Source organism: Winogradskyella sp. A3E31 (assembly GCF_046720935.1).
Lineage (GTDB): Bacteria > Bacteroidota > Bacteroidia > Flavobacteriales > Flavobacteriaceae > Winogradskyella.
Genome location: NZ_JBHNWH010000009.1, coordinates 111412 through 132653 on the forward strand (window position 1 = coordinate 111412; position 21242 = coordinate 132653).

General features: G+C 35.6%; 19 protein-coding genes. 15 read left to right on the top strand and 4 right to left on the bottom strand.

Features of this window, described 5'->3' with window-relative positions; translation table 11 throughout:
- Positions 1-26: 26 nt before the first annotated feature.
- The 3 genes from ccsA to ACFEMA_RS12365 all read right to left on the bottom strand — a co-directional run bounded on the left by ccsA (position 27) and on the right by ACFEMA_RS12365 (position 4192).
- On the bottom strand, positions 27-3221 hold the full coding sequence (gene ccsA, locus ACFEMA_RS12355; protein WP_411768520.1) for a cytochrome c biogenesis protein CcsA: 3195 nt from the start codon (positions 3219-3221) through the stop codon (positions 27-29).
- Between the two features lie 108 nt (positions 3222-3329).
- Positions 3330-3785, bottom strand: a complete 456-nt coding sequence (gene mscL / locus ACFEMA_RS12360; protein WP_411768521.1) for a large conductance mechanosensitive channel protein MscL — start codon at positions 3783-3785, stop codon at positions 3330-3332.
- A complete protein-coding gene (locus ACFEMA_RS12365) occupies positions 3782-4192 on the bottom strand; it encodes a group III truncated hemoglobin (RefSeq protein ID WP_411768522.1) in 411 nt (136 codons plus the stop codon). Before ACFEMA_RS12365 ends, mscL begins: the two co-directional genes overlap by 4 nt.
- 70 nt (positions 4193-4262) lie before the next feature.
- Between ACFEMA_RS12365 and ACFEMA_RS12370 the strand changes: the two genes are divergently transcribed.
- From ACFEMA_RS12370 to ACFEMA_RS12415, 10 genes are all read left to right on the top strand, one after another.
- A complete protein-coding gene (locus ACFEMA_RS12370) occupies positions 4263-5081 on the top strand; it encodes a Rossmann-like and DUF2520 domain-containing protein (RefSeq protein WP_411768523.1) in 819 nt (272 codons plus the stop codon).
- Positions 5078-5611, top strand: a complete 534-nt coding sequence (locus tag ACFEMA_RS12375; protein ID WP_411768524.1) for a KdsC family phosphatase — start codon at positions 5078-5080, stop codon at positions 5609-5611. The genes ACFEMA_RS12370 and ACFEMA_RS12375 overlap by 4 nt, the downstream gene beginning before the upstream one ends.
- Positions 5612-5629: 18 nt before the next feature.
- Entirely contained in the window at positions 5630-6556 is a 927-nt protein-coding gene (locus ACFEMA_RS12380) for a geranylgeranylglycerol-phosphate geranylgeranyltransferase (RefSeq protein WP_411768525.1), read from the top strand.
- Positions 6556-7152, top strand: a complete 597-nt coding sequence (locus tag ACFEMA_RS12385; RefSeq protein ID WP_411768526.1) for a Maf family nucleotide pyrophosphatase — start codon at positions 6556-6558, stop codon at positions 7150-7152. Before ACFEMA_RS12380 ends, ACFEMA_RS12385 begins: the two co-directional genes overlap by 1 nt.
- A 25-nt stretch (positions 7153-7177) precedes the next feature.
- Complete coding sequence (locus ACFEMA_RS12390) at positions 7178-8116, top strand: septum formation inhibitor Maf (protein ID WP_411768527.1); 939 nt, start codon at positions 7178-7180, stop codon at positions 8114-8116.
- A gap of 48 nt (positions 8117-8164) precedes the next feature.
- The gene (locus tag ACFEMA_RS12395) at positions 8165-8692 is read left to right on the top strand and encodes a mechanosensitive ion channel domain-containing protein (protein WP_411768528.1); all 528 of its coding nucleotides are present in this window, start codon (positions 8165-8167) and stop codon (positions 8690-8692) included.
- Positions 8679-9770 carry a magnesium/cobalt transporter CorA gene (gene corA, locus ACFEMA_RS12400; RefSeq protein ID WP_411768529.1) on the top strand — a complete coding sequence of 364 codons (1092 nt, stop codon included), beginning with the start codon at positions 8679-8681 and terminating at the stop codon, positions 9768-9770. Before ACFEMA_RS12395 ends, corA begins: the two co-directional genes overlap by 14 nt.
- A 78-nt stretch (positions 9771-9848) precedes the next feature.
- A complete protein-coding gene (locus tag ACFEMA_RS12405) occupies positions 9849-12377 on the top strand; it encodes a PIG-L family deacetylase (protein WP_411768530.1) in 2529 nt (842 codons plus the stop codon).
- Between the two features lie 117 nt (positions 12378-12494).
- Positions 12495-14306, top strand: a complete 1812-nt coding sequence (locus ACFEMA_RS12410) for a sodium:solute symporter (protein WP_411768531.1) — start codon at positions 12495-12497, stop codon at positions 14304-14306.
- On the top strand, positions 14299-15270 hold the full coding sequence (locus ACFEMA_RS12415; RefSeq protein ID WP_411768532.1) for a Gfo/Idh/MocA family protein: 972 nt from the start codon (positions 14299-14301) through the stop codon (positions 15268-15270). The genes ACFEMA_RS12410 and ACFEMA_RS12415 overlap by 8 nt, the downstream gene beginning before the upstream one ends.
- 201 nt (positions 15271-15471) lie before the next feature.
- Here the strand turns inward: ACFEMA_RS12415 and ACFEMA_RS12420 are convergent, their stop codons facing one another.
- Positions 15472-16317 carry a DUF2911 domain-containing protein gene (locus ACFEMA_RS12420; RefSeq protein WP_411768533.1) on the bottom strand — a complete coding sequence of 282 codons (846 nt, stop codon included), beginning with the start codon at positions 16315-16317 and terminating at the stop codon, positions 15472-15474.
- A gap of 118 nt (positions 16318-16435) precedes the next feature.
- On the opposite strand from ACFEMA_RS12420, the gene ACFEMA_RS12425 reads away from it, so the two are divergent.
- From ACFEMA_RS12425 to ACFEMA_RS12445, 5 genes are all read left to right on the top strand, one after another.
- Positions 16436-17095, top strand: coding sequence for an MIP/aquaporin family protein (locus tag ACFEMA_RS12425; RefSeq protein ID WP_411768534.1), 660 nt, complete (start codon positions 16436-16438; stop codon positions 17093-17095).
- A 119-nt stretch (positions 17096-17214) separates the two neighbouring features.
- Positions 17215-17871, top strand: a complete 657-nt coding sequence (locus tag ACFEMA_RS12430; RefSeq protein WP_411768535.1) for a TetR family transcriptional regulator C-terminal domain-containing protein — start codon at positions 17215-17217, stop codon at positions 17869-17871.
- Complete coding sequence (locus tag ACFEMA_RS12435; protein WP_411768536.1) at positions 17872-19182, top strand: ABC1 kinase family protein; 1311 nt, start codon at positions 17872-17874, stop codon at positions 19180-19182. It begins immediately after the preceding gene.
- Positions 19183-19824: a flavin reductase family protein gene (locus tag ACFEMA_RS12440; RefSeq protein WP_411768537.1), complete on the top strand. Its 642-nt coding sequence runs from the start codon at positions 19183-19185 to the stop codon at positions 19822-19824.
- Positions 19821-21242, top strand: a complete 1422-nt coding sequence (locus tag ACFEMA_RS12445) for an SDR family oxidoreductase (RefSeq protein WP_411768538.1) — start codon at positions 19821-19823, stop codon at positions 21240-21242. Before ACFEMA_RS12440 ends, ACFEMA_RS12445 begins: the two co-directional genes overlap by 4 nt.

A 21242-nucleotide genomic window follows, 5' to 3' on the forward strand; every position in this document is an offset into this window, starting at 1 on the left:
TTATATGAATTGAAAAATATAAAACTTTACTTCTTCTTAAAGTAAGCTTTATGCTTTCTATAAGAAAAGAATCCTATAACAGCAATAATACCTAAAGCAATAGCGATAAACTGAAAACTGATAATTTGGTCACCGCTGGCGTAAGAATGTAACCCTGACAAATAGAAGTTCACTCCGAAGTACGTCATTAAAATACTTCCAAAAGCCAATATAGCCATTAAATTAAATAACCATCGTCCTCTTAATCCAGGTACCAAGCGCATGTGCAGTACAAAAGCATAAATCATAATACTAATTAATGCCCAGGTTTCTTTAGGGTCCCAGCCCCAATAACGTCCCCAACTTTCATTCGCCCACATACCACCGAGAAAGTTTCCTATGGTCAACATCACTAACCCAACTGTCATCGACAATTCATTGATAATGGTCAATTCCTTTAGGTTTAATAGCATTCTATCTTTATTGTTTTTGCTCGTCAATATCATCAATAAAAGACTTACCAACCCTAAAATCATGGATAATGTAAAAGGGCCATAACTAGCAACAATTACTGCAACATGTATCATTAACCAATAACTATCAAGAACGGGCTGAAGATTAGCAATCGCAGGATCCATCCAGTTCCAATGGGCTACCATTAAAATAATTGAGGTTACAAATGCGGTTGCTGCAATTGTAAGATTGCTTTTTCGACCAAACAACAAGCCAAATAACATGGTTGCCCATGCTACATAAATCATAGATTCGTAAGCATCACTCCAAGGTGCATGTCCAGAAATATACCAACGTGCAATAAGTCCGAATGTATGAAGTGCAAATAAAGCAATTATAACACCTATTAAAATATTGGCACTTATTTTTAGTCCTTTACTTTTGAATTTAAAAATCTGAAAGATGAGCAGAACAAACAACAAAGTGCCTGCATACATATACCAACTAAAGAGCTTCTTAAAAATATCGTATTTGTTATAATTAATTTCTGCTTCAATTTTTTTATCCGAAAGCATAACTTCACTTCCGTATTTGGTCTGAACCCTTTTAAATCCTTGAAGCAAACTTTCTGCATTAGAAAAATCACCTGTCTTTTTAGCCTCATTTAAAGTTAACAGGTATGCACTTATTCCGTTATTGACAAAATTGCCATATAATGAATCTTTTATGGTTTCTCGATAACCGTTTCGTCTAAAATCTACAGATGAAATCCATTTGTTATTTTCATCTTCCGGAACGGGAAACACTTTGATTGCTTGCCCTTCAACAACATTGTATAATAAGGTAATGCGTTGATCGGTTTCTTTAATTTCCTTTTGAAACCCGTTTGGGATTTGAGCCTTGTAAGCTGCTTCTAGGTAAGGAGCTAATTTATAATCGCCTTGTGATGAAAAGTAATCCGTAAAGCGTGTGTATTTTTCAGATGGGTCAACACCGATAAGGCTTCTAATACTGTCCCCTTTCTTTAATTTTAGGTATATAATAGGCATGCTGTACCACAACTGTGGACTTTCTTGCATGGACAGCAATATCTGGTTGGCATCAAAATCTTTATAATGATCTTTCTTTGATAGTTTCCGCAATACCTCAGAACCAAAAGTGTTCATCGGCATCATGCGACCACTGACATCTTGAATGACTACTTTACCAAACTTAGCAGCATGCTCCTTTGGTGTAATATTAGCTTCTAAAATTGAATCTAATTGCACTTGAGAAGGCATGCTATGATCATGGCCATCATTGGCATGATGTTGCTGGCTAAATCCTGATAGCCCTATCATTAGAGCAATAACAGTCAGTAATTTTGACTTTTGAGTCTTAATTTTTGTGAGTCGCTTTCTCAAATCATCAAAACGTGTATGCTTGGCAAACATGATAGCCATCAATCCGAAATAGAGCAACATATACCCAAAATAGGTGATGTAGGTTCCCCAGCGATCGTGATTTACAGAAAGTACAGTCCCTTTTTCATCTGGGTCGAAACTCGACTGAAAAAAGCGATAGCCTTTATGATCCAAAATATGATTCATGTAAATATGGTAATCAAAATCACCTTCGTCTTTATCTAAAACCGTGACCTTGCTTTCAAATGTCTTGTACACACTCTCAGTACCTGGCTGTTTTTCGGCAATAAAGTCATTCAGTTTAACTTCAAACGGTAATTCCAAAATCCTAGCACCGTACTGCAATGAAACTTCAAGTCCACCCACATTTACAACTTCTGGATTGTTATACGTGCCTTTACCACCGATGAGATTTACGGACTCTGTTTCCTCATTTACAGAAACATCCAAGATAACACCGTCTTCATCATTCTTTAAAATGTTAGGCTTTTTTACAACACTGAAATTTCCTTTAACAACAGGCTTAGGAAACACCATTTGTAAGTTACCAATGAGGTAGCGCGATCTTAATTGTAAACGCTGTAAACTATCCTTTACAAGTTTTCCTTGAGATTGAGTTGCCATCACCATATACTCACCTTCGTAAGGGGATTCAATAAACAAACCTTCATCGGTTTGTGTAATATTGATAGCGCCATCAACTTTATTATCTAAAGAGATTAATATATTATGAAGACTCTGTACCTCACCAACTTTTAAAAAGTGATTGTGAGGTCTGCCGTCACCAGCTTCAACGATTTTTAAATATGATTCCCCATTTTCATTCGGAATGATATCCTTTTCCGCACCACGAACAAATTTTCTGAGCTTTATCTCAACATCAGCTTCACCGTATTCGTAAGATTTTTGAAAGTCGTTATCTAAGCGTTCAGAGAAATCTACTTTTTCGGAAAAACGTTTTTGCTGTCGTTGTCCGTTGATTTCAAAATCACCAAGTATGCGTCCTGTGATAAACGTTTCTGTCGACAAAAATTCACTTTCAGTTGCACCTTCCCTAATCGACATCATACCTTCGTAACCAATGTAACGTGTCACAAATGCTCCAAGCAAAATAAATATAAAGGCTAAATGAAGAGTCAGGGTTGCCCACTTCTCTTTTCTAAATAATCGAAACCGAAAAATGTTACCAACAAAATTAATGACAAAAAACACCATGATGGCCTCAAACCACCAAGCATTATAGATCATTTCTCGTGTATATGGGGTCGGTGAGGTTTCCATATTACGATCCAAAATTGTGCCTGTTGCCATGGCAACAGCAAAAACAATAAATAAAACAGCAGTAAGCCTTGTGGAAAATAGAATATTAGCGATTTTCTTTTGCATAGCAGAACGCTTCATTTTAGCTCGTGCAAAGATACTGCTTTTTGTTTGTTTAAAAGTATATTAAAACTGTCAAAAGTTGTTAAATGTTATAACTATTGAAAGTATAAATCAGGACGCCTTTTTAGAAGCTGTTTTTAACAGTTCATTTTGTTCTTTCATCAGACTTTTAAGGTCCGAGAGCAACTCAATATCCTTAGGGGTCACTACTGTTTTGTCTTTAACATCCTGTGCTTTGGTTTTGAGGCGATTCATAAATTTAACGACGATAAATACTGTAAAGGCAATGATTATAAAATCTAAAAAGACTTCAAAAAGGCGACCATAAGCAATGGCAACTTCTTCAATGGTCACAGTTCCTTCTGGATTAGTAACAGCCTCCCTGAGTACCAATTTTTGATTTTGAAAATTTGAACCTTTGGATAATAAAGATAATGGAGGTAACATCACTTGTTTTGCCAAAACATCGATTACTTTATTAAACGATGCCCCTATAATAATACCAATGGCCATATCGACCATATTGCCTTTAACTGCAAATTCTTTAAATTCTTTTATGAGTTTCATGATTTATCTTTGTTATTATTTTCTAGTCTTGCTTCAAAAATTTTTAAATATAAAAACGTTCCCATTTTACGGGCTCTTCGTTTTGCATTTTCAGCATAATCGCCTTCAAAAAGTTCATCGATTGTTTGAAACCACAGGTTCAACCATAAACCAAAATGCAATTCAGTAATACTATTATTAGTCGCCGCATCTAGCTTAACATGGGCTTCTAATGGATTTCCGGAGTACTTGGTCTTTAAAAACAAGCTCGATTCCCAAAACGTTGTGAGGTGTTCTAGATGCACGTCCCAATCTTTAATCGTATTATTAAAAAAAGGGCCTAATACGCTATCTTTTTTTACTTTTCCGTAAAAAGTAGACACCAATTTAAAGACATCATCTCTAGTTTTTATGTCGTGTTTTGTCATTGCTACAAAGTTATTATTTTTAATTCTGCCAGTGTTAACCCAAAACAGATAATCTTAGTATTTTTACACTATGATATCAGTTGTACTTCTCGGTGCTGGCAATGTGGCCTCACATTTATACAATGCTTTCTCAACATCCAAAACCATTAAGGTTACCCAATGGTATAATCGATCTATTGGATCCATAAAGTCATTTAAAAACAGTGTTGCCATAACGGACAACCTTAAAGACTTAAAAGATGCTGATATTTATATTTTAGCATTAAGTGATAGTAGTATTTCTAAAGTGTCACAAAATTTACCTTTTTCAGGTCGATTTGTAGTGCATACCTCAGGAAGCGTTAATATCCATGATTTAGATAAGAAGAACACAAGAGGGGTCTTTTATCCGCTTCAAACATTCTCCAAGTCAGCAGCTATTGATTTTAAGAACGTTCCGTTTTGTATTGAATCTGAAGATAAATCCAAATTAAAACTATTAAAAGAACTTGCAGGGTCATTAGGAAGTCCTGTTTATAAAATAAATACCGAACAGCGACAAACATTACATCTATCTGCTGTATTTGTCAATAATTTTACAAACCAATTATACAGAATTGCTCATGAAATCAGTGATTCTAAAAGTATTAATTTTGAAATATTGAAACCTTTGATTTCTGAAACAGCAAATAAAGTACAAGAACTGTCACCTTATATGGCACAGACAGGACCTGCAAAGCGCAACGACCTAAAAACCATAAAAAGGCATCTGAAACAGTTAGAAAAAGAAGAGCATAAAGAGCTTTATAAGCTTCTTACTAAATCAATCCAAAAAACCCATGGCACTTCGACACTTCGACAAGACTCAGTGCAGGCGAACTCAGTGACCAAAAAAAGAAACGATAAATGAACGACGATAAAAGCTACAAAGAATACCTTAATGACATTAAAGCTTTTGCCTTTGATGTCGATGGAGTCCTTACGGATGGCACCATTATAATAACAACTCAAGGAGAGATGTTAAGAAACATGAATGTTAAAGACGGTTTTGCGCTTAAAACTGCTATTGATGCTGGTTTTCATATTTGTATCATTTCTGGAGGTTCTAATGAAGGTGTCCGTAAACGCTTAGAAGGTTTAGGTGTTGGCAATATTAGCTTAGGCACTCATGATAAGGTTACGCATTTAAAAGATTTTATGTTAAAGTATAATTTAGAGGCATCCCAATTGGTGTATATGGGCGACGATATCCCAGATGTCCCAGCAATGAAAATGGTTGGTTTGCCCTGTTCTCCACAGGATGCTGTTCAAGAAATAAAGGCCATCTCAAAATATGTTTCTCACAAAAATGGTGGAAAAGGTTGTGTTAGGGATATTATTGAACAAGTCCTAAAAGTACAGGATAAATGGAATGCTAACTTTGATGCCAAATACGATTAATCCAACCAATCAATCCTTATGACACATTTTTTTAAGCTGATAAGATGGCAAAACCTTTTACTCATTGCCTTGGCCCAAGTACTAATTAAATATGCTTTACTAGATCCTTTTAAAGAAACCTACGGAGTCGAAACTGCGTTGACCCCAATAGGAATGGTAGTCTTAGTTTTGGCCACCTTGTGTATCGCAGCCGCTGGTTATATTATTAATGACATCCAAGATGTGGAAGCAGATCTCATCAATAAACCAGAGAAGGTAGTCATAGACAAACACATTTCAGAAAAAAATGCAACCAATCTTTTCATTGTCTTCAATGTTATAGGAGTTGCTTTGGGCTATTATTTAGCTTATTCCATAAACCAAACTGGGTTTTTTGCACTATTTGTTATTATTTCGGGCTTACTTTACCTCTATTCTACATTTCTGAAACAACTATTGATTATTGGTAATGTGGTTATTTCTATTTTGGTTGGATTTAGCCTTATTATGGTAGCGTTATTTGATTTGTTACCAATGATTACAGATACCAATCGTGAGATACAGGTCTTCTTTTTAGAATTAATTTTAGACTATGCCATTTTCGCTTTTATGATTAATCTGCTTAGGGAGTTTGTTAAAAGTCTTGAAGACATTGAAGGAGATCATAAAGTAGGCGTGCAAAGTTTGCCTATTGTTTTAGGACGAGAGAGAGCAACTAAACTTATCTTTCTGTTGTCTTTAATTCCGACTCTACTTGTTATTTTCTATGTCTCTAGCTACCTTTTTAAGCAAACCTTGGTTGTTGGTTATTTTTTAGCTTTAATAGTGGCTCCGCTGATTTACGCTAATATTAAACTCTTTAGCGCAGATTCAAAAACAGAATACAAGCATATTAGTTCTGTTTTAAAAGTGGTTATGCTTACCGGAATTTTGTCTTTATTACTTTATAATTTGATTTTGAACTAATGCTTTTAAAAGATAAATTAAAACCATTTAATCTCATTTTAGCCTCTGCTTCCCCAAGACGGCATGAATTTTTGAAGCTTTTAGATTTGGATTTTACTATTCAATTGAAGCCCGTTAAAGAAGTATATCCAAACGATCTAAAAAAAGGGGGCATTACGGATTACCTTTCAAAATTAAAGGCTGAACCATTTATACTTGATTTGAAATCAAAAGATATTCTAATTACAAGTGATACCATAGTTTGGCATAATAATGAAGCGGTCGAAAAACCAAAAGATGAAAATGACGCTTTTAAAATGATAAAACGGCTTTGTGATGATACTCACGAAGTCGTTACCTCTATCTGCATCACAACAACGAAAGAGCAAATCATTAAAAATACGGTGACTAAGGTCACTTTTAAATCACTTTCGGATGAAGCCATCAAACATTATATCAGCACACACCAACCCTTGGATAAAGCTGGTGCTTATGGTATTCAAGATTGGATTGGGGCAGTAGCCATTTCTTCTGTCGAAGGCTCATACAATAATGTCGTTGGCCTACCAACCCACCTTCTTTACGAAACGTTAAATGCCATTGCAGACCGCCAATAGCATTGTATTTTTAAGAAAAAGCGTTATGAATTCTACTTATTTTTTAAAACCTATAATCCTGCTTTGCTTAGCCTTGTCTTTAAGTAATTGCAAAAAGGCAGTGGAAGAAACTTCTGAAATTGTTGATATTGCTGACAATACAGAGACTAAAACAATTAAGCAAGCACAGCCCCTTTCTAAAGAATTTAAAGATTACTGGTATACTGGTGAAGCTGAAATCACATCGTTTAAACTTGAACAAGCTCGATATGGAGAAATACGCAATGGTAAAGCGGTCTTGGTATATGTTACAGAAGATTTTCTACCTGACGAACAGGTGAAAGCAGACACTTATAAAGAAAGTAACATCCCTGTTTTAAAGCTGAATGCCACTAAAAATTTTAATACTGGTATCTATCCATATTCCATAATGCAGAGCACGTTTTTTCCTGTTGCTAATAATCAACATGCCATTAAAGTTTCGGCTTCGATTCAAGAATGGTGCGGACAAGTATATACACAATTAAACAATCGTTCACAATTTGAAATTGACTCCCACTCCTACTTTCAGGGTGAAGCAGATCAAACCATAACCCTTGAAAAAACATTTACCGAAAATGAATTATGGACTAAACTAAGAGTCGATCCAAAATCACTTCCTACAGGTACAATAAAAGTTGTTCCTTCTCTCGAGTACATAAGGCTTAAACATAAAGAAATTATGGTTTACGAGGCTAATGCTACTCTTAAAGACGGGCAATATTCATTAGAATACCCTAATCTCAATCGTACTTTAACCATTGACTTCAATTCGGCTTTTCCCTATGATATATTAAGCTGGGAAGAATCTTTTAGAAGTGGTTTCGGTGCAAATGCCAAAACATTAACCACAAAAGCCACACGTTTAGAATCTATAAAATCAGCATATTGGGCTAAGAACAGTAATGCTAACGAATCTTTGAGAGAAACACTTCAATTAGAATAAAAGTTTTAATCTTCTGGGTTATATTTGTTAAGTACCAACTTCATTACTATGCAAGATTTCCTATCCCTCTATAAATTTGAGATTATAAATACTATAGCACTTATAATTGTTCTATCTATTATCAGAGCTATCATTGTCATTACTGTTAAAAAAATTGGAGCTAGAAGCGGCACCACGGAAGCAAGAGCTGGTCTTATTGGCCGCTATGTAACAGTTACCCTTGTTTTAATTGCCTTTTTAATAGAGGCTTTTATACTTGGAGTTGAGTTTAGTGAAATTTCATTAGTATTTTCTTCCGTTTTTGCAGTTATAGGTATTGGTCTTTTCGCTATTTGGTCTATTTTAAGTAATGTCACTTCGGGGGTTATTATGTTTTTTTCCTTTCCGTATAAAGTTGGGGATAAGATTAAAATACACGATAATGATTTTCCCTTGGAAGCCATTATCGAAGATATAAGGCCTTTTCAATTACATCTCAGAAAAGAAAACGGAGATTTAGTAACTTACCCTAATAATTTAATGCTTCAAAAAGCAGTTACCCTAATAGAAAAAGACGCTCTTGATGAAATTATTTAATAAAAAAATTAAGTTGAAAATAAGGTCCCAAGATTATAAAAAACATGTTGGTCAAGTACCTGGAACTCTTGTCTATACTGGTAAAAAAACGGATAATGTTTTAAAAATTGATTCCTTTGATTACAACAAAGATCGCCTTGAAGAAACACAAATCATTGATATAAATGATGCAAAATTGTTCAGGGATACAGACTCAATAACCTGGATAAATGTCAACGGTCTTAATTTTACAGATGAAATCGAAACCATCGGGAACCATTATGAGTTACATCCTTTGGTGCTAGAAGATATCGTCAATACAAATCAACGTCCCAAGATTGATGAATATGACGATTACATTTTTGTAGTTCTTAAAATGTTACATTACGACGATCAAGAAAAAATGATTTTAGAGCAAGTCAGCTTTGTTTTGGGGAAGAATTATGTGATTTCCTTTCAAGAAGCAGAAGGAGATGTTTTTGACAGTATTAGAGACCGATTAAGACATGCTAAAGGGCGCGTCAGAACTCAGCATTCAGACTATTTGCTGTACGCTTTAATGGATTCCGTTGTGGATCATTATTTCAGTGTTATCGAAATCTTAGGCAATAAAATTGAAGATTTAGAGACCGAACTTTTTGCAGGCCAGCCACGGGAAGATATTAATATAGAAGTTCAGCAATTAAAACGCGAAATCCTAAAAGTAAGACGTGCTATATTTCCGCTTCGAGAAGTCGTAAGTCGTATTGAAAAAATAGAGCACCCATTAATCTATAAGCGTACAATTACTTATTTTAGAGATGTTTACGACCATTTAATTCAAGTATCAGAAAACATTGATATCTATCGTGAAATGATCTGGAGTTTAATGGATATGTACATGACTACTGTGAGTAATAAGATGAATGAGGTCATGAAAGTTTTGACAATTATAGCTACCATTTTTATTCCGCTAACCTTTATTGCTGGTATCTACGGGATGAACTTTGAGTACATTCCTGAATTACAGTATAAATACAGTTATTTTATTCTATGGGGAATTATGATTCTGCTTTTTGTAGGAATGCTCATTTACTTCAGGCGAAAAAAATGGCTATAAACCGTTAAAGAAAATCTAAATCCAAACTGATAGGTGTTCAACTTTTATATATTTGAGTTCTGACTAACACTATCATATATGCAACAAATTAGAAGTTGTTTCTTACTAATTCTATTCGCACTTTTTACTGCACAAGCCCAACAACCAAAAAAACTTAATTCTTCAGAAATTTATGAAGCCATCCAAAAACTCAATGTTTTAGGGTCTGTTTTATATGTTGCTGCCCATCCAGATGATGAAAACACACGACTAATCTCGTATATGGCTAATGAGAAAAAAGCCAGAACAGCGTATCTATCATTAACCCGAGGCGATGGTGGACAAAATTTAATTGGTCCAGAAATCAGGGAATTACTCGGAATTATTAGAACACAAGAGTTGTTAGCTGCAAGACGCATTGATGGTGGAGAACAACGCTTTACACGTGCTAATGATTTTGGTTACTCAAAACACCCAGATGAAACTTTAGAAATTTGGAACAAAGACAAGGTCTTGGCAGATGTGGTTTGGGCCATCAGAACCTTTAAACCAGACGTCATCATTAATAGATTTGACCACCGCACCTCAGGAAGAACTCATGGTCATCACACGTCTTCCGCAATGTTGAGCATGGAAGCTTTTGAATTGGCCAATGATGCGTCAAAATACAATGAGCAATTAAATTACACTTCTACATGGCAACCAAAACGTTTGTTTTTTAACACGTCTTGGTGGTTTTATGGTAGTCAAGAAAATTTTGAAAAAGCGGATAAATCTAACATGATCAATTTTGATGTTGGTGTATATTATCCCATGAAAGGCCTCTCAAATAACGAAGTCGCTTCCTTAGCAAGCAGTCAGCATTTGTGTCAAGGCTTCGGGCGATTATCCCAACGTGGTTCTCAAGATGAATATGTTGAGTTTTTAAAGGGAGATCCTTTAGATGGTAACAATGATATTTTTGCAGGCATTGACACCTCCTGGAATCGTGTTGAAGGCGGTAAAGCCATAAGCGATATTCTTTTACCGATAGAACAAAACTTTGATTTTAAAGACCCTTCCTCTCACCTACCACAGCTGTTAAGAGCATACAAAATGCTTCAAAACATTAAAAATGAGCATTGGAAGACTATTAAGTCACAAGAAATAAAAGACATTATCCAAGCGTGTGCTGGTCTGTATCTGGAAGCTTCGGCAAATTCATCTTCTGCTACACCAGGTAGTGAAATAGATTTAAGATTAGAAGTTTTAAACAGGAGTAGCGCAACTATTTTATTAGATGCCTATACGCTGACAGGCCTCAATAATCCGGTTTCAAAAAATATAAGCTTAGAATCTAATACGAGGTTTAATTTTGAAGAAGCGCTAACAATACCAGAAGATACAGAATACACCTCACCGTATTGGTTAAAGGAAAAAGGAACACTGGGGACTTACAAAGTACCTGACCAAGAATTAATAGGCTTACCAGAAACTCCAAGAGCTTTGTTTGCTGAGTTCAATTTAACGATAAACAACATTCCTATAGCGTTCAAAAAACCTATAGTCTATCGCTATTCGGAACCCGATAAAGGCGAATTGTACCGTCCTTTTGAAATTGTGCCACCTGTAACTTCAAGTATTAAAGATAAAGTCTTCATATTCGAAAACGATCAACAAAAAGATATCGAAGTTACGGTAAGAGCTGGCAAGGATAATGTTGATGGCTATGTGCAAATGGCGTACCCGGATAATTGGAGCGTGTATCCTAAACAGCAAAAAGTATCCATTGCCAATAAAGGTGATATACAAACATTGGTGTTTACCGTAATTCCACCTAAAAACCAGTCAGAAGGTTATATATCACCAATGGTCGTTCTTGATGATGGCATATACACTGACGAATTAATTGAGATAGACTATAACCATATTCCATTTCAGACTGTACTTCTACCTTCAGAAAGTAAAGTAGTGCGACTAAATATTTCAAAACGAGGAAATAATATTGGCTACATTGAAGGCGCTGGGGATGTTGTGCCCGAAAGCTTACGCCAAATCGGTTATAATGTTACTATGCTTCAACCTGAGCAAATCACACCAGAAAATTTAAAACAGTTCGATGCAATTGTGACCGGAATTAGAGCTTATAATGTCGTTGATGAATTAAAATTCAAACAAAAATATCTGCTAGGTTTTGTTGAACAAGGGGGAAACCTTATTGTGCAATATAACACTAGTCGTGGCTTGGTTACTGACGATTATGCCCCATACACCTTAAAATTGTCAAGAGATAGAGTAACGGACGAAACAGCAGAAATCACCATATTAGAACCAGAGCATCCTTTATTAAATTTCCCTAATACAATAACCCAAAGCGATTTTAAAGGTTGGGTACAGGAGCGTGGCTTGTATTTTCCTGATGAATGGTCCGAAGAATACACACCCCTATTATCTTCAAACGATAAAGGCGAAAGTAGCAAAAAAGGTAGTTTAGTTGTAGCAAAGTATGGTAAGGGTAATTACATCTATACGGGTTTAAGTTTCTTTAGGGAGTTCCCTGCTGGTGTATCTGGAGCCTACCGCCTATTCACTAATCTTTTATCAGCAGGCAAAGAAAATATTAATACCGATCAAAAAATCACGGATTAATTATGGATGAAAAACAAGTACTTCAAAAACAACCGTGGTTGCGAATTTACACCATAGTTTTAGTGGCTAATATCTTATACATTTTAGCTTTTTACCTCATAATGAAAGCTTTTTAAGATGACAAAATTAGAATGGATCGATTGGCTTGTACTCATAGTCACACTCTTAGCTATTGTAGGTTACGGAACATGGAAAACCAGAGGAAGAAAAAATGTTCAGGATTATGTGAGAGGTGGTAACACCTCAAAATGGTGGACTATAGGTCTGTCCGTCATGGCAACCCAAGCAAGTGCTATTACGTTCCTTTCAACAACCGGCCAAGCCTTTACTGACGGTATGGGCTTTGTTCAGTTTTACTTCGGGCTACCAATTGCTATGGTTATCATTTGTATTGTTTTTATTCCCTTGTACCATAGGTTAAAAGTTTATACAGCTTATGAATTTTTAGAAAATAGATTCGATTTAAAAACCAGAAGCCTTACTGCTATTTTGTTCTTGATACAGCGAGGTCTGGCAGCCGGGATTACCATTTTTGCACCAGCAATTATTTTATCGGTAGTCTTGGGGATTAATATTGTCTATCTCAACATTATCATAGGAATTCTAGTGATTATCTACACCGTTTCGGGAGGAACTAAAGCAGTAACCGTAACCCAGAAACAGCAGATGTTTGTCATTTTTGCAGGTATGTTAGCGGCTTTATTTATCACTCTTAATATGATTCCGGACGAAGTCAGTTTCACAGAAGCTTTAGACATTGCGGGTGCTACTGGCAAGATGGAAGTCCTAGACTTTTCCTTCGACCTCGAAAACAGATATACCGTTTGGACGGGTTTATTGGGTGGTACCTTTTTAATGCTATCCTATTTTGGGACAGACCAAAGCCAAGTACAGCGATACCTGTCTGGTAAAAGTATGAAGGAAATGCAGATGGGGCTTCTCTTCAACGGTCTTTTTAAAGTGCCTATGCAGTTTTTTATTCTGCTTTGTGGTGTTATGGTATTTGTATTTTATCAGTTTAACCCTGCACCTCTTAATTTTATCGACGCCTCTACTGAAAAGGTGTTACAGTCTGAATATAGAAACGATTACATTCAACTACAAGAAAAACAGAACGAACTCTTTTCTGAAAAGAAAACGATTAGTATGCAGCTTGCCGAATCCCATAACCCGGCATTAAAGCAACAACTATTTTCTCTTGACAGTATTGAAAAAACGTATAGGGCAGAATCCAAATTTTTAATCAAAAAAGCTATAGATTCTGAATATGCTTCAGACTTTAATAGACTGAGCAATGAACTAGAAGCTTTGAGGGCAAATCCAACTAGTGACGCTTTTATTGCAAAATCTGAAGAATTAGATACACTATATGCTGACGCAGCAAAGGATACACAGACCAATGATCGGGACTATATGTTCATCAGGTTTATATTAAAGCACTTACCAACAGGCTTAATTGGTTTATTGCTAGCCGTTATCCTTTCTGCAGCCATGTCTTCTACGGCATCTGAAATTAACGCCTTAGCCACCATTTCCTCTATCGATTTATATGGGAGGAACCAAAAAGAAGATAAGGGGGAAGAACACATGGTAAAAATGACCAAATGGTTTACCTTAATGTGGGGTGTTATTGCCATCATTATTGCATGTGTCGCAGATTTGGCAGAGAATCTTATCCAATTGGTAAATATTATTGGTTCTATTTTTTATGGTAACGTTTTGGGTATATTCTTGCTTGCATTCTTCTTTAAAAAACTACAGGCTAATGCTGTATTTATTGCAGCGTTAATAACACAAGTGATTGTGATTATTGGTTGGTGGTTCGATTGGATGCCATATTTATGGTTGAATCTTTTTGGATGCGTGTTGGTTATTCTTATTGCAAATAGCATTCAAGTACTGACCAAAAAAACTGATCTGAATGTCTAAAGTTATTAATTGGGGCATTATTGGAGCCGGTAAAATCGCCAGAAAGTTTGCATCAGACCTAAACACTATAGCTGATTGTAAGTTGATAGCAATAGCTTCAAGGTCGATTAATAAAGCACAAGAATTTCAAAATGAATTCGGTGCTCAAATAGCTTATGGTAGTTATGAAGCTCTTGTAAAAGATTCTAATATACATGCTGTTTACATAGCGACACCACATTCTTTTCACAAAGAACACAGTATACTCTGCTTAAATCATAAAAAGGCTGTACTGTGCGAAAAACCTTTTGCTATGAACAGCCAAGAGGTGGAAGAGATGATACATTGCGCTAAAGAGAATGACACACTTTTAATGGAAGCCCTTTGGACCTATTTTTTACCACATTATCAGTATGTGTTGGATGCTCTGAAATCTAAGAAATTTGGTGATATTTTAAGTTTAAAATCAGATTTTGGTTTTCACCCTAAATATGACGAAACCTCTCGTGTTTTTAAAAAAGAACTTGGTGGCGGAAGTTTATTAGATATAGGTATTTATCCAATTTTTGCTGCGTTATCTTCATTGGGGAAGCCAGATTCTATTTCAGCAACAGCCGAATTTTATAATAATGGTGCAGACTCTAAATGTGATATGTTATTTACATATAATAAAGCAGAAGCCTCTTTGAATAGCACCTTCTTAGAAGAAACACCAACTGAAGCTATATTCACTTGCGAGAAAGGAACGATTAAAATTAATGGTCGTTGGCATGAACCTTCTTCGGTTACATTGACATATTCCAATGGTGAAGTCCAAACTAAGCACTTTCCTAAAGACACTTTTGGTTACAATTATGAAATTGAGCATTTCAACCAATTGCTGCGAGAAGGTAAAACTGAAAGTGATATTATGACATATAATTTCAGCAGATTGCTTATAAATACCCTTGATAGTGTTAGGTCTACAATTGGATTAGATTATTAGAAAAGAGCCTATCTTAAAAGTGTCATTCTGAATGAAATGAAGAATCTCAATAAAGCATAGACTACTGTAATTACAAAGAAAAGATTCTTCGCTTTGACTTCGACAAGCTCAGCCCGACAGCTCTGAATGACAAAAGAGTCATTAAATAAAAACGCAACTGAATCAGTTGCGTTTTGTATTATAAAAGATGTTGTAAATAAATTACATTGCACCCCACTCTTTTAGGGAATCCTTGTTCATTTTAATATAATCTTCATTACCTGCATCTTTTGCACCAGCTAATGACTTCTTAGCTGTAGCAATTGCTTTATCTTTTTTACCCATTTTAGCATAAATCAATGATTGCTGTCTCAATTGCCAGAATGCTGGCTTTTCAACCATAGACATTGCTTTTTCCATCCACTCGCCAGCTTTATTGATGTCCTTACCTTCTGAAGCATAATATACTGCAGCATTATAGTAATCACCAGCAGATGGACCAGACATTACTCGATTAATTGCAGCATCTACCTTCTTATCTGTAGGCACTTCAATCGGCACACCTACATAGGTATTCTCCCAAAGCATCCCTAAATGAACAGATGAACTTGTGACATCATCAAAAGTCATCGTAAATGATTGAATGTCCATTGGTAGTGCTTGTGTTTCTACTGTAGTTTTTGCTGCAACCTTAGCGTCGTCCCATTCTCTCGGTAGGCCTCCATTGTTAGAATCTGTATAAAATACTATATCCCAAGAAGATTCATTTGGTGTAGCATAAACAGCGTAAGAGCCAGCTTTTAATTCTTGTCCATCTATTGTTACAGGGTCACTAAATGTAATTTTAGTGTTAGCATTAGCTCCAAGACGCCACATAGAACCAAAAGGCACTAAATCGCCGAAAATCGTTCTACCCCTCATTGCTGGACGAGAATACTCTAAAGTAATATCCGTTAATCCCACTTTTTGTTCCACTTTTTGGAATGGACTTGGCTGTGGGGTTTCAATTTGAGCATTTACCGATACCATTAAAGTAAAGGCAAATACCATAAGTACTAATTTTTTCATATTTATAAAGTGTTAGTGTTGATTATTAATTCTATAAAGTTAAGAATTCAGCGCTCTCTTAAATGTTAACATATCCTTAAAAGAAGAGAATGTATATTTGCATGAAGCTAATAAAATTATGAAACGATATATTTCTGAATTCATAGGAACATTCTCAATGGTCTTTTGCGGTTGTGGAGCGATGACCGTCAATGAAATTACAGGTGGCTCTGTAACACATGTTGGTGTAGCCATTACCTGGGGTCTTATCGTCATGGCTATGATTTATGCCTTTGGTGAAGTTTCGGGAGCCCATTTCAATCCTGCAGTAACCATAGGTTTTGCTGCAGCTAAAAAATTTGAATGGAAAGAGGTTCCTAAATATATAGTGTTTCAAATTGGTGGTGCTTTTTTAGCTATTGCCATATTATGGCTACTTTTCCCAGAAAGTCAAAGTTATGGCCATACGTATGCCGCTGAAGGGTTTGAACCTTATAAAGCCTTTATTCTTGAATTACTCCTCACCTACTTCTTAATGGTCGTAATAATCAACGTCTCTACTGGAAGTAAGGAAATTGGTACAACTGCAGCCATAGCTGTGGGAGCTGTTATTTTATTAGAAGCCATGTTTGCAGGTCCCATGACCAAAGCTTCCATGAATCCTGCTAGATCTATTGCACCAGCCATAGTTTCTGGAAATTTAACTGATTTATGGCTATATCTTATAGCGCCATGCATTGGTGCCCTACTTGCAGTTTTGAGCTGTAGATTTGTGAAAGGCAAAGATTGCTGTGATTAAGATTAGGTCTTAATTTTCACCAATCAACATAACTTCTTCTCTTCATACTGTTAAATATTGTTTAACTATTACTGTAAATACTTAAACAATATTATCTTTGTTGTTATTAAAATACTAAGATGGCAAAGAAAAAATCAGTTAAAAAAGAGAATATTATAGCACATTATATGGATTATGTGTTAACCCACAATAACAAACCGAACTCTGTATATGCATTTGCAAAAGAGCATAAGTTTAATGAACAAGAATTCTATGCCTTTTACGGTTCATTTGTAGCTTTAGAACAAGATATTTTTAAAGCGTTTTTTGACAACACCCTTGCAGCATTAAATAAAAGTGATGACTATGCTCATTTTGATGCTCGCAATAAATTACTGAGTTTCTATTACACGTTTTTCGAAAATCTTACGGCGAACAGAAGCTATGTAGTCCATGTGTTGCACGCCAATAAAAATCAACTTAAAACGCTACAACTCTTTAAAAAATTAAAGAAAAGCTTTTCTGCGTATATAGAATCTTTAGACATCCAAACTCTAGAGTTAAAACAAGAACAACTCGAAAAAATTCAACAGCGTGGGTTAAAAGAATCGGCCTGGTTTCAACTCTTAGTCACCATGCGATTTTGGTTAGATGACACATCACCATCATTTGAAAAGACAGATATTTTTATTGAAAAATCAGTAAAAGCAAGTTTTGACCTTATCGACACTACCCCATTGAAGAGCATTATCGATCTTGGAAAATTTTTATTTAAAGAAAAAATGCACGCCCAATAGATGAAAAGTATAGATAGTATTCCTATTTCAAAAATTTCGAGAGCCTCAAAATTAGTATCTACTGGTGCTAAAGTTGGTGTCAATTACTTAAAATATTATGGCGACAAAATGGTTAATTCGCCCACAGATGCCAAAAACAGGTTAGACAAAAACAACGCAGAGGACATTTACGACAGCCTAAAACAATTAAAAGGTAGTGCCCTAAAAGTTGCACAGATGCTAAGTATGGAGAAAAGTATTTTACCACAGGCTTATGTGGAAAAATTTTCCCTTTCTCAATTTTCCGTGCCTCCACTATCGCCACCATTAGTTATAAAAACATTTAAAAAATACTTCGGGAAACATCCCGAAGAACTTTTTGATACTTTCAATGCAACCTCAGTCAATGCTGCCAGTATCGGTCAGGTACATAAAGCTGAAAAGGATGGGAAAAAATTTGCTGTGAAAATCCAATATCCTGGGGTTGCAGAAAGTATTGCTTCAGACTTAGCTTTGGTAAAACCCATTGCTATCAAAATGTTCAATATTAGAGGTAAAGACTCCGATAAATATTTTAAGGAGGTAGAAAATAAACTCACAGAAGAAACCAATTACATTTTAGAATTAGAACAGAGTAAAGCTGTAGTTGACGCCTGCAAACACATTCCAAATTTATTGTTCCCTAAGTATTATCCTGAATTTTCATCAGAGCGCATAATTACTATGGACTATATGATGGGTGAGCATCTATCAGAATTTGTTTCTCACAATGAGAACCAAGAACTATCAAGCACTCTTGGACAAGCACTCTGGGATTTCTACATGTTTCAGATTCATAATCTAAAAAAAGTGCATGCTGACCCACATCCTGGCAATTTCTTGGTTTCTGACAATGGACAATTGATTGCACTTGATTTTGGTTGCATGAAAACAATTCCTGAAGACTTTTACACCCCATATTTTGAATTAGCAAAAAAAGAAACCATAGAAGACGCTGATATCTTTACTCAAAAACTTTATGAGTTAGAAATTTTAAAACCAGAAGACTCACAAGAAGAATTAGACTTTTTCAGTGCTATGTTTCATGAATTATTGAGTTTATTTACGCAACCCTTTCATTCAGAAAATTTCGACTTTTCCGACCCTGCTTTTTTCAATCAAATTTCAGAAATGGGGCAACGCTACTCTAAAAGCACTGAGTTAAGAAACATGAATGGTAATAGAGGTTCTAAACACTTCATATATATCAATCGCACCTTCTTTGGCTTATATAATTTAATGTTCGACCTTAAGGCAAAAAATATAAAAATCAATAATTTTACAGCGCTATAGATGCCTAGTTTCACAACTTCAGATTTAGAAAAATTACATCATATCTACCGCATCAATCTCATAAATAGTTGTAGTGGTTTTAAATCTGCAAATCTAATTGGCACAAAAAGTAAAGATGGAAAAACAAATGTTGCAGTTTTTAGTTCAATTACTCACTTAGGGTCTAATCCTGCAATGCTTGGCTTTTTTCTTCGACCAACCACTGTAAGTCGTCATACCTATACCAACATAAAAGAAACGGGCGCTTACACTGTTAATCACGTTTTTGAAGACATCATAGAGGACGCTCATCACACTTCTGCTAAATATCATGAGTCCATATCCGAATTCGATGTTACAAATTTAGAAACAGAGTTTCATGATGAGTGCCATGCTCCATTCGTGAAAGGATCTCCGGTTCAACTGCAAATGCGATTTGTTGAAGACTATGAAATTAAAGCGAACAACACGATACTTGTTGTGGGTAAAATAAAGGCTCTTCACATTAAAGAAGGACTTTTAGACACTGATGGCTACATTGATCTTACCAAGGCAAACGTGGCCTCAATAAATGGTTTAGATGGCTACACCATCCCAAAGTTTAAAACAAGATTAGGATATCAACAACCTAAGTCAGAATTTAAAAAACGGGACGAGCAATGAAAATCTTAGTTACAGGCACAACTGGCTATATTGCCAAAAGGCTCGCACTTCAATTGCTCGAAGAAGGACATCATTTGGTATGCTGTGTGCGTGATTTAAGTCGCATTCCTGATGAAATAGAAGATCATACTAATGCAAGTTTTATCAAGGTTGATTTTCTAAAACCCGAAGACATTGAGTTACCAAAGGATATAGATGCAGCTTACTATCTTATCCATAGTATGGCAACATCTTCTAATAACTTTGAAAGTTTAGAAAAAGAATGTGCAGTTAACTTTAAAAACTTAGTTGAAAAAACCAATTGTAATCAGGTTCTATATTTAAGTGGTATTGTCAATGATGACTCTTTATCTAAACACCTTCAGTCGCGTTTAGAGGTTGAGAAAACCCTAAAATCGGATTCCTACGGGTTAACCGTTTTTAGAGCCGGAATTATTGTTGGTAGTGGCAGTGCCTCATTTGAAATCATAAGAGACATTGTAGAGAAGTTGCCATTTATGATTACCCCGAGATGGCTAAACACAAAGACACAGCCACTTGGCGTTAGAGATGTTTTAACGTACCTCTCAAAAGCTTTAGGAAAGAAAGAATTATACAATAAGCATTACGACATCTTTGGTCCAGAAATTTTGACCTACAAAGAAATGTTGCTTCAATTTGCAGAAGTGAGAGAGTTAAAGCGCTACATTGTTACACTGCCTGTTTTAACTCCTAAATTGTCTTCGTATTGGTTGTATTTTGTAACATCTACGTCCTTTCAACTCGCTTCAGCACTCGTAGATAGTATGAAGGTCGAAGTGATTGGAAAACAAAGCGACATTAATACAATTATAGACATAGAGCCTATGTCTTATAAAACTGCCGTAGAATTGGCTTTTCAAAAAATTCAACAAAATTCGGTAATATCAAGTTGGAAAGATGCAGTAAGCAGTGGTGTTTTTAAAGACCAGCTCTCAAAACACATTGAATTACCTCAATATGGTTGCTTTAAAGATGTAAGATCTCGTGACATCGAAGATGAAGAATTCACCCTCAACAAAATTTGGAGTATTGGAGGCCGAAATGGCTGGTACAGTTATAACAACCTTTGGAAATTAAGAGGCTATATGGATAAGGTCTTTGGCGGGGTAGGCTTAAGACGTGGAAGAACTCATGACAGTTATTTAGAGCCTGGTGACCCCTTGGATTTTTGGCGTGTCCTTTTTGCAGATAAGAACGAAAAACGACTTTTACTTTTTGCCGAAATGAAACTGCCTGGAGAGGCATGGCTAGAGTTCAAAATAGTTAAAGACAAATTATATCAACGAGCTGTTTTTAGACCAAAAGGTTTACTTGGCCGCTTGTACTGGTATACGGTTTTACCTTTTCATGCTTTTGTGTTTAACGGGATGATTAATGCTTTAGTTAAAAAAGTCTAA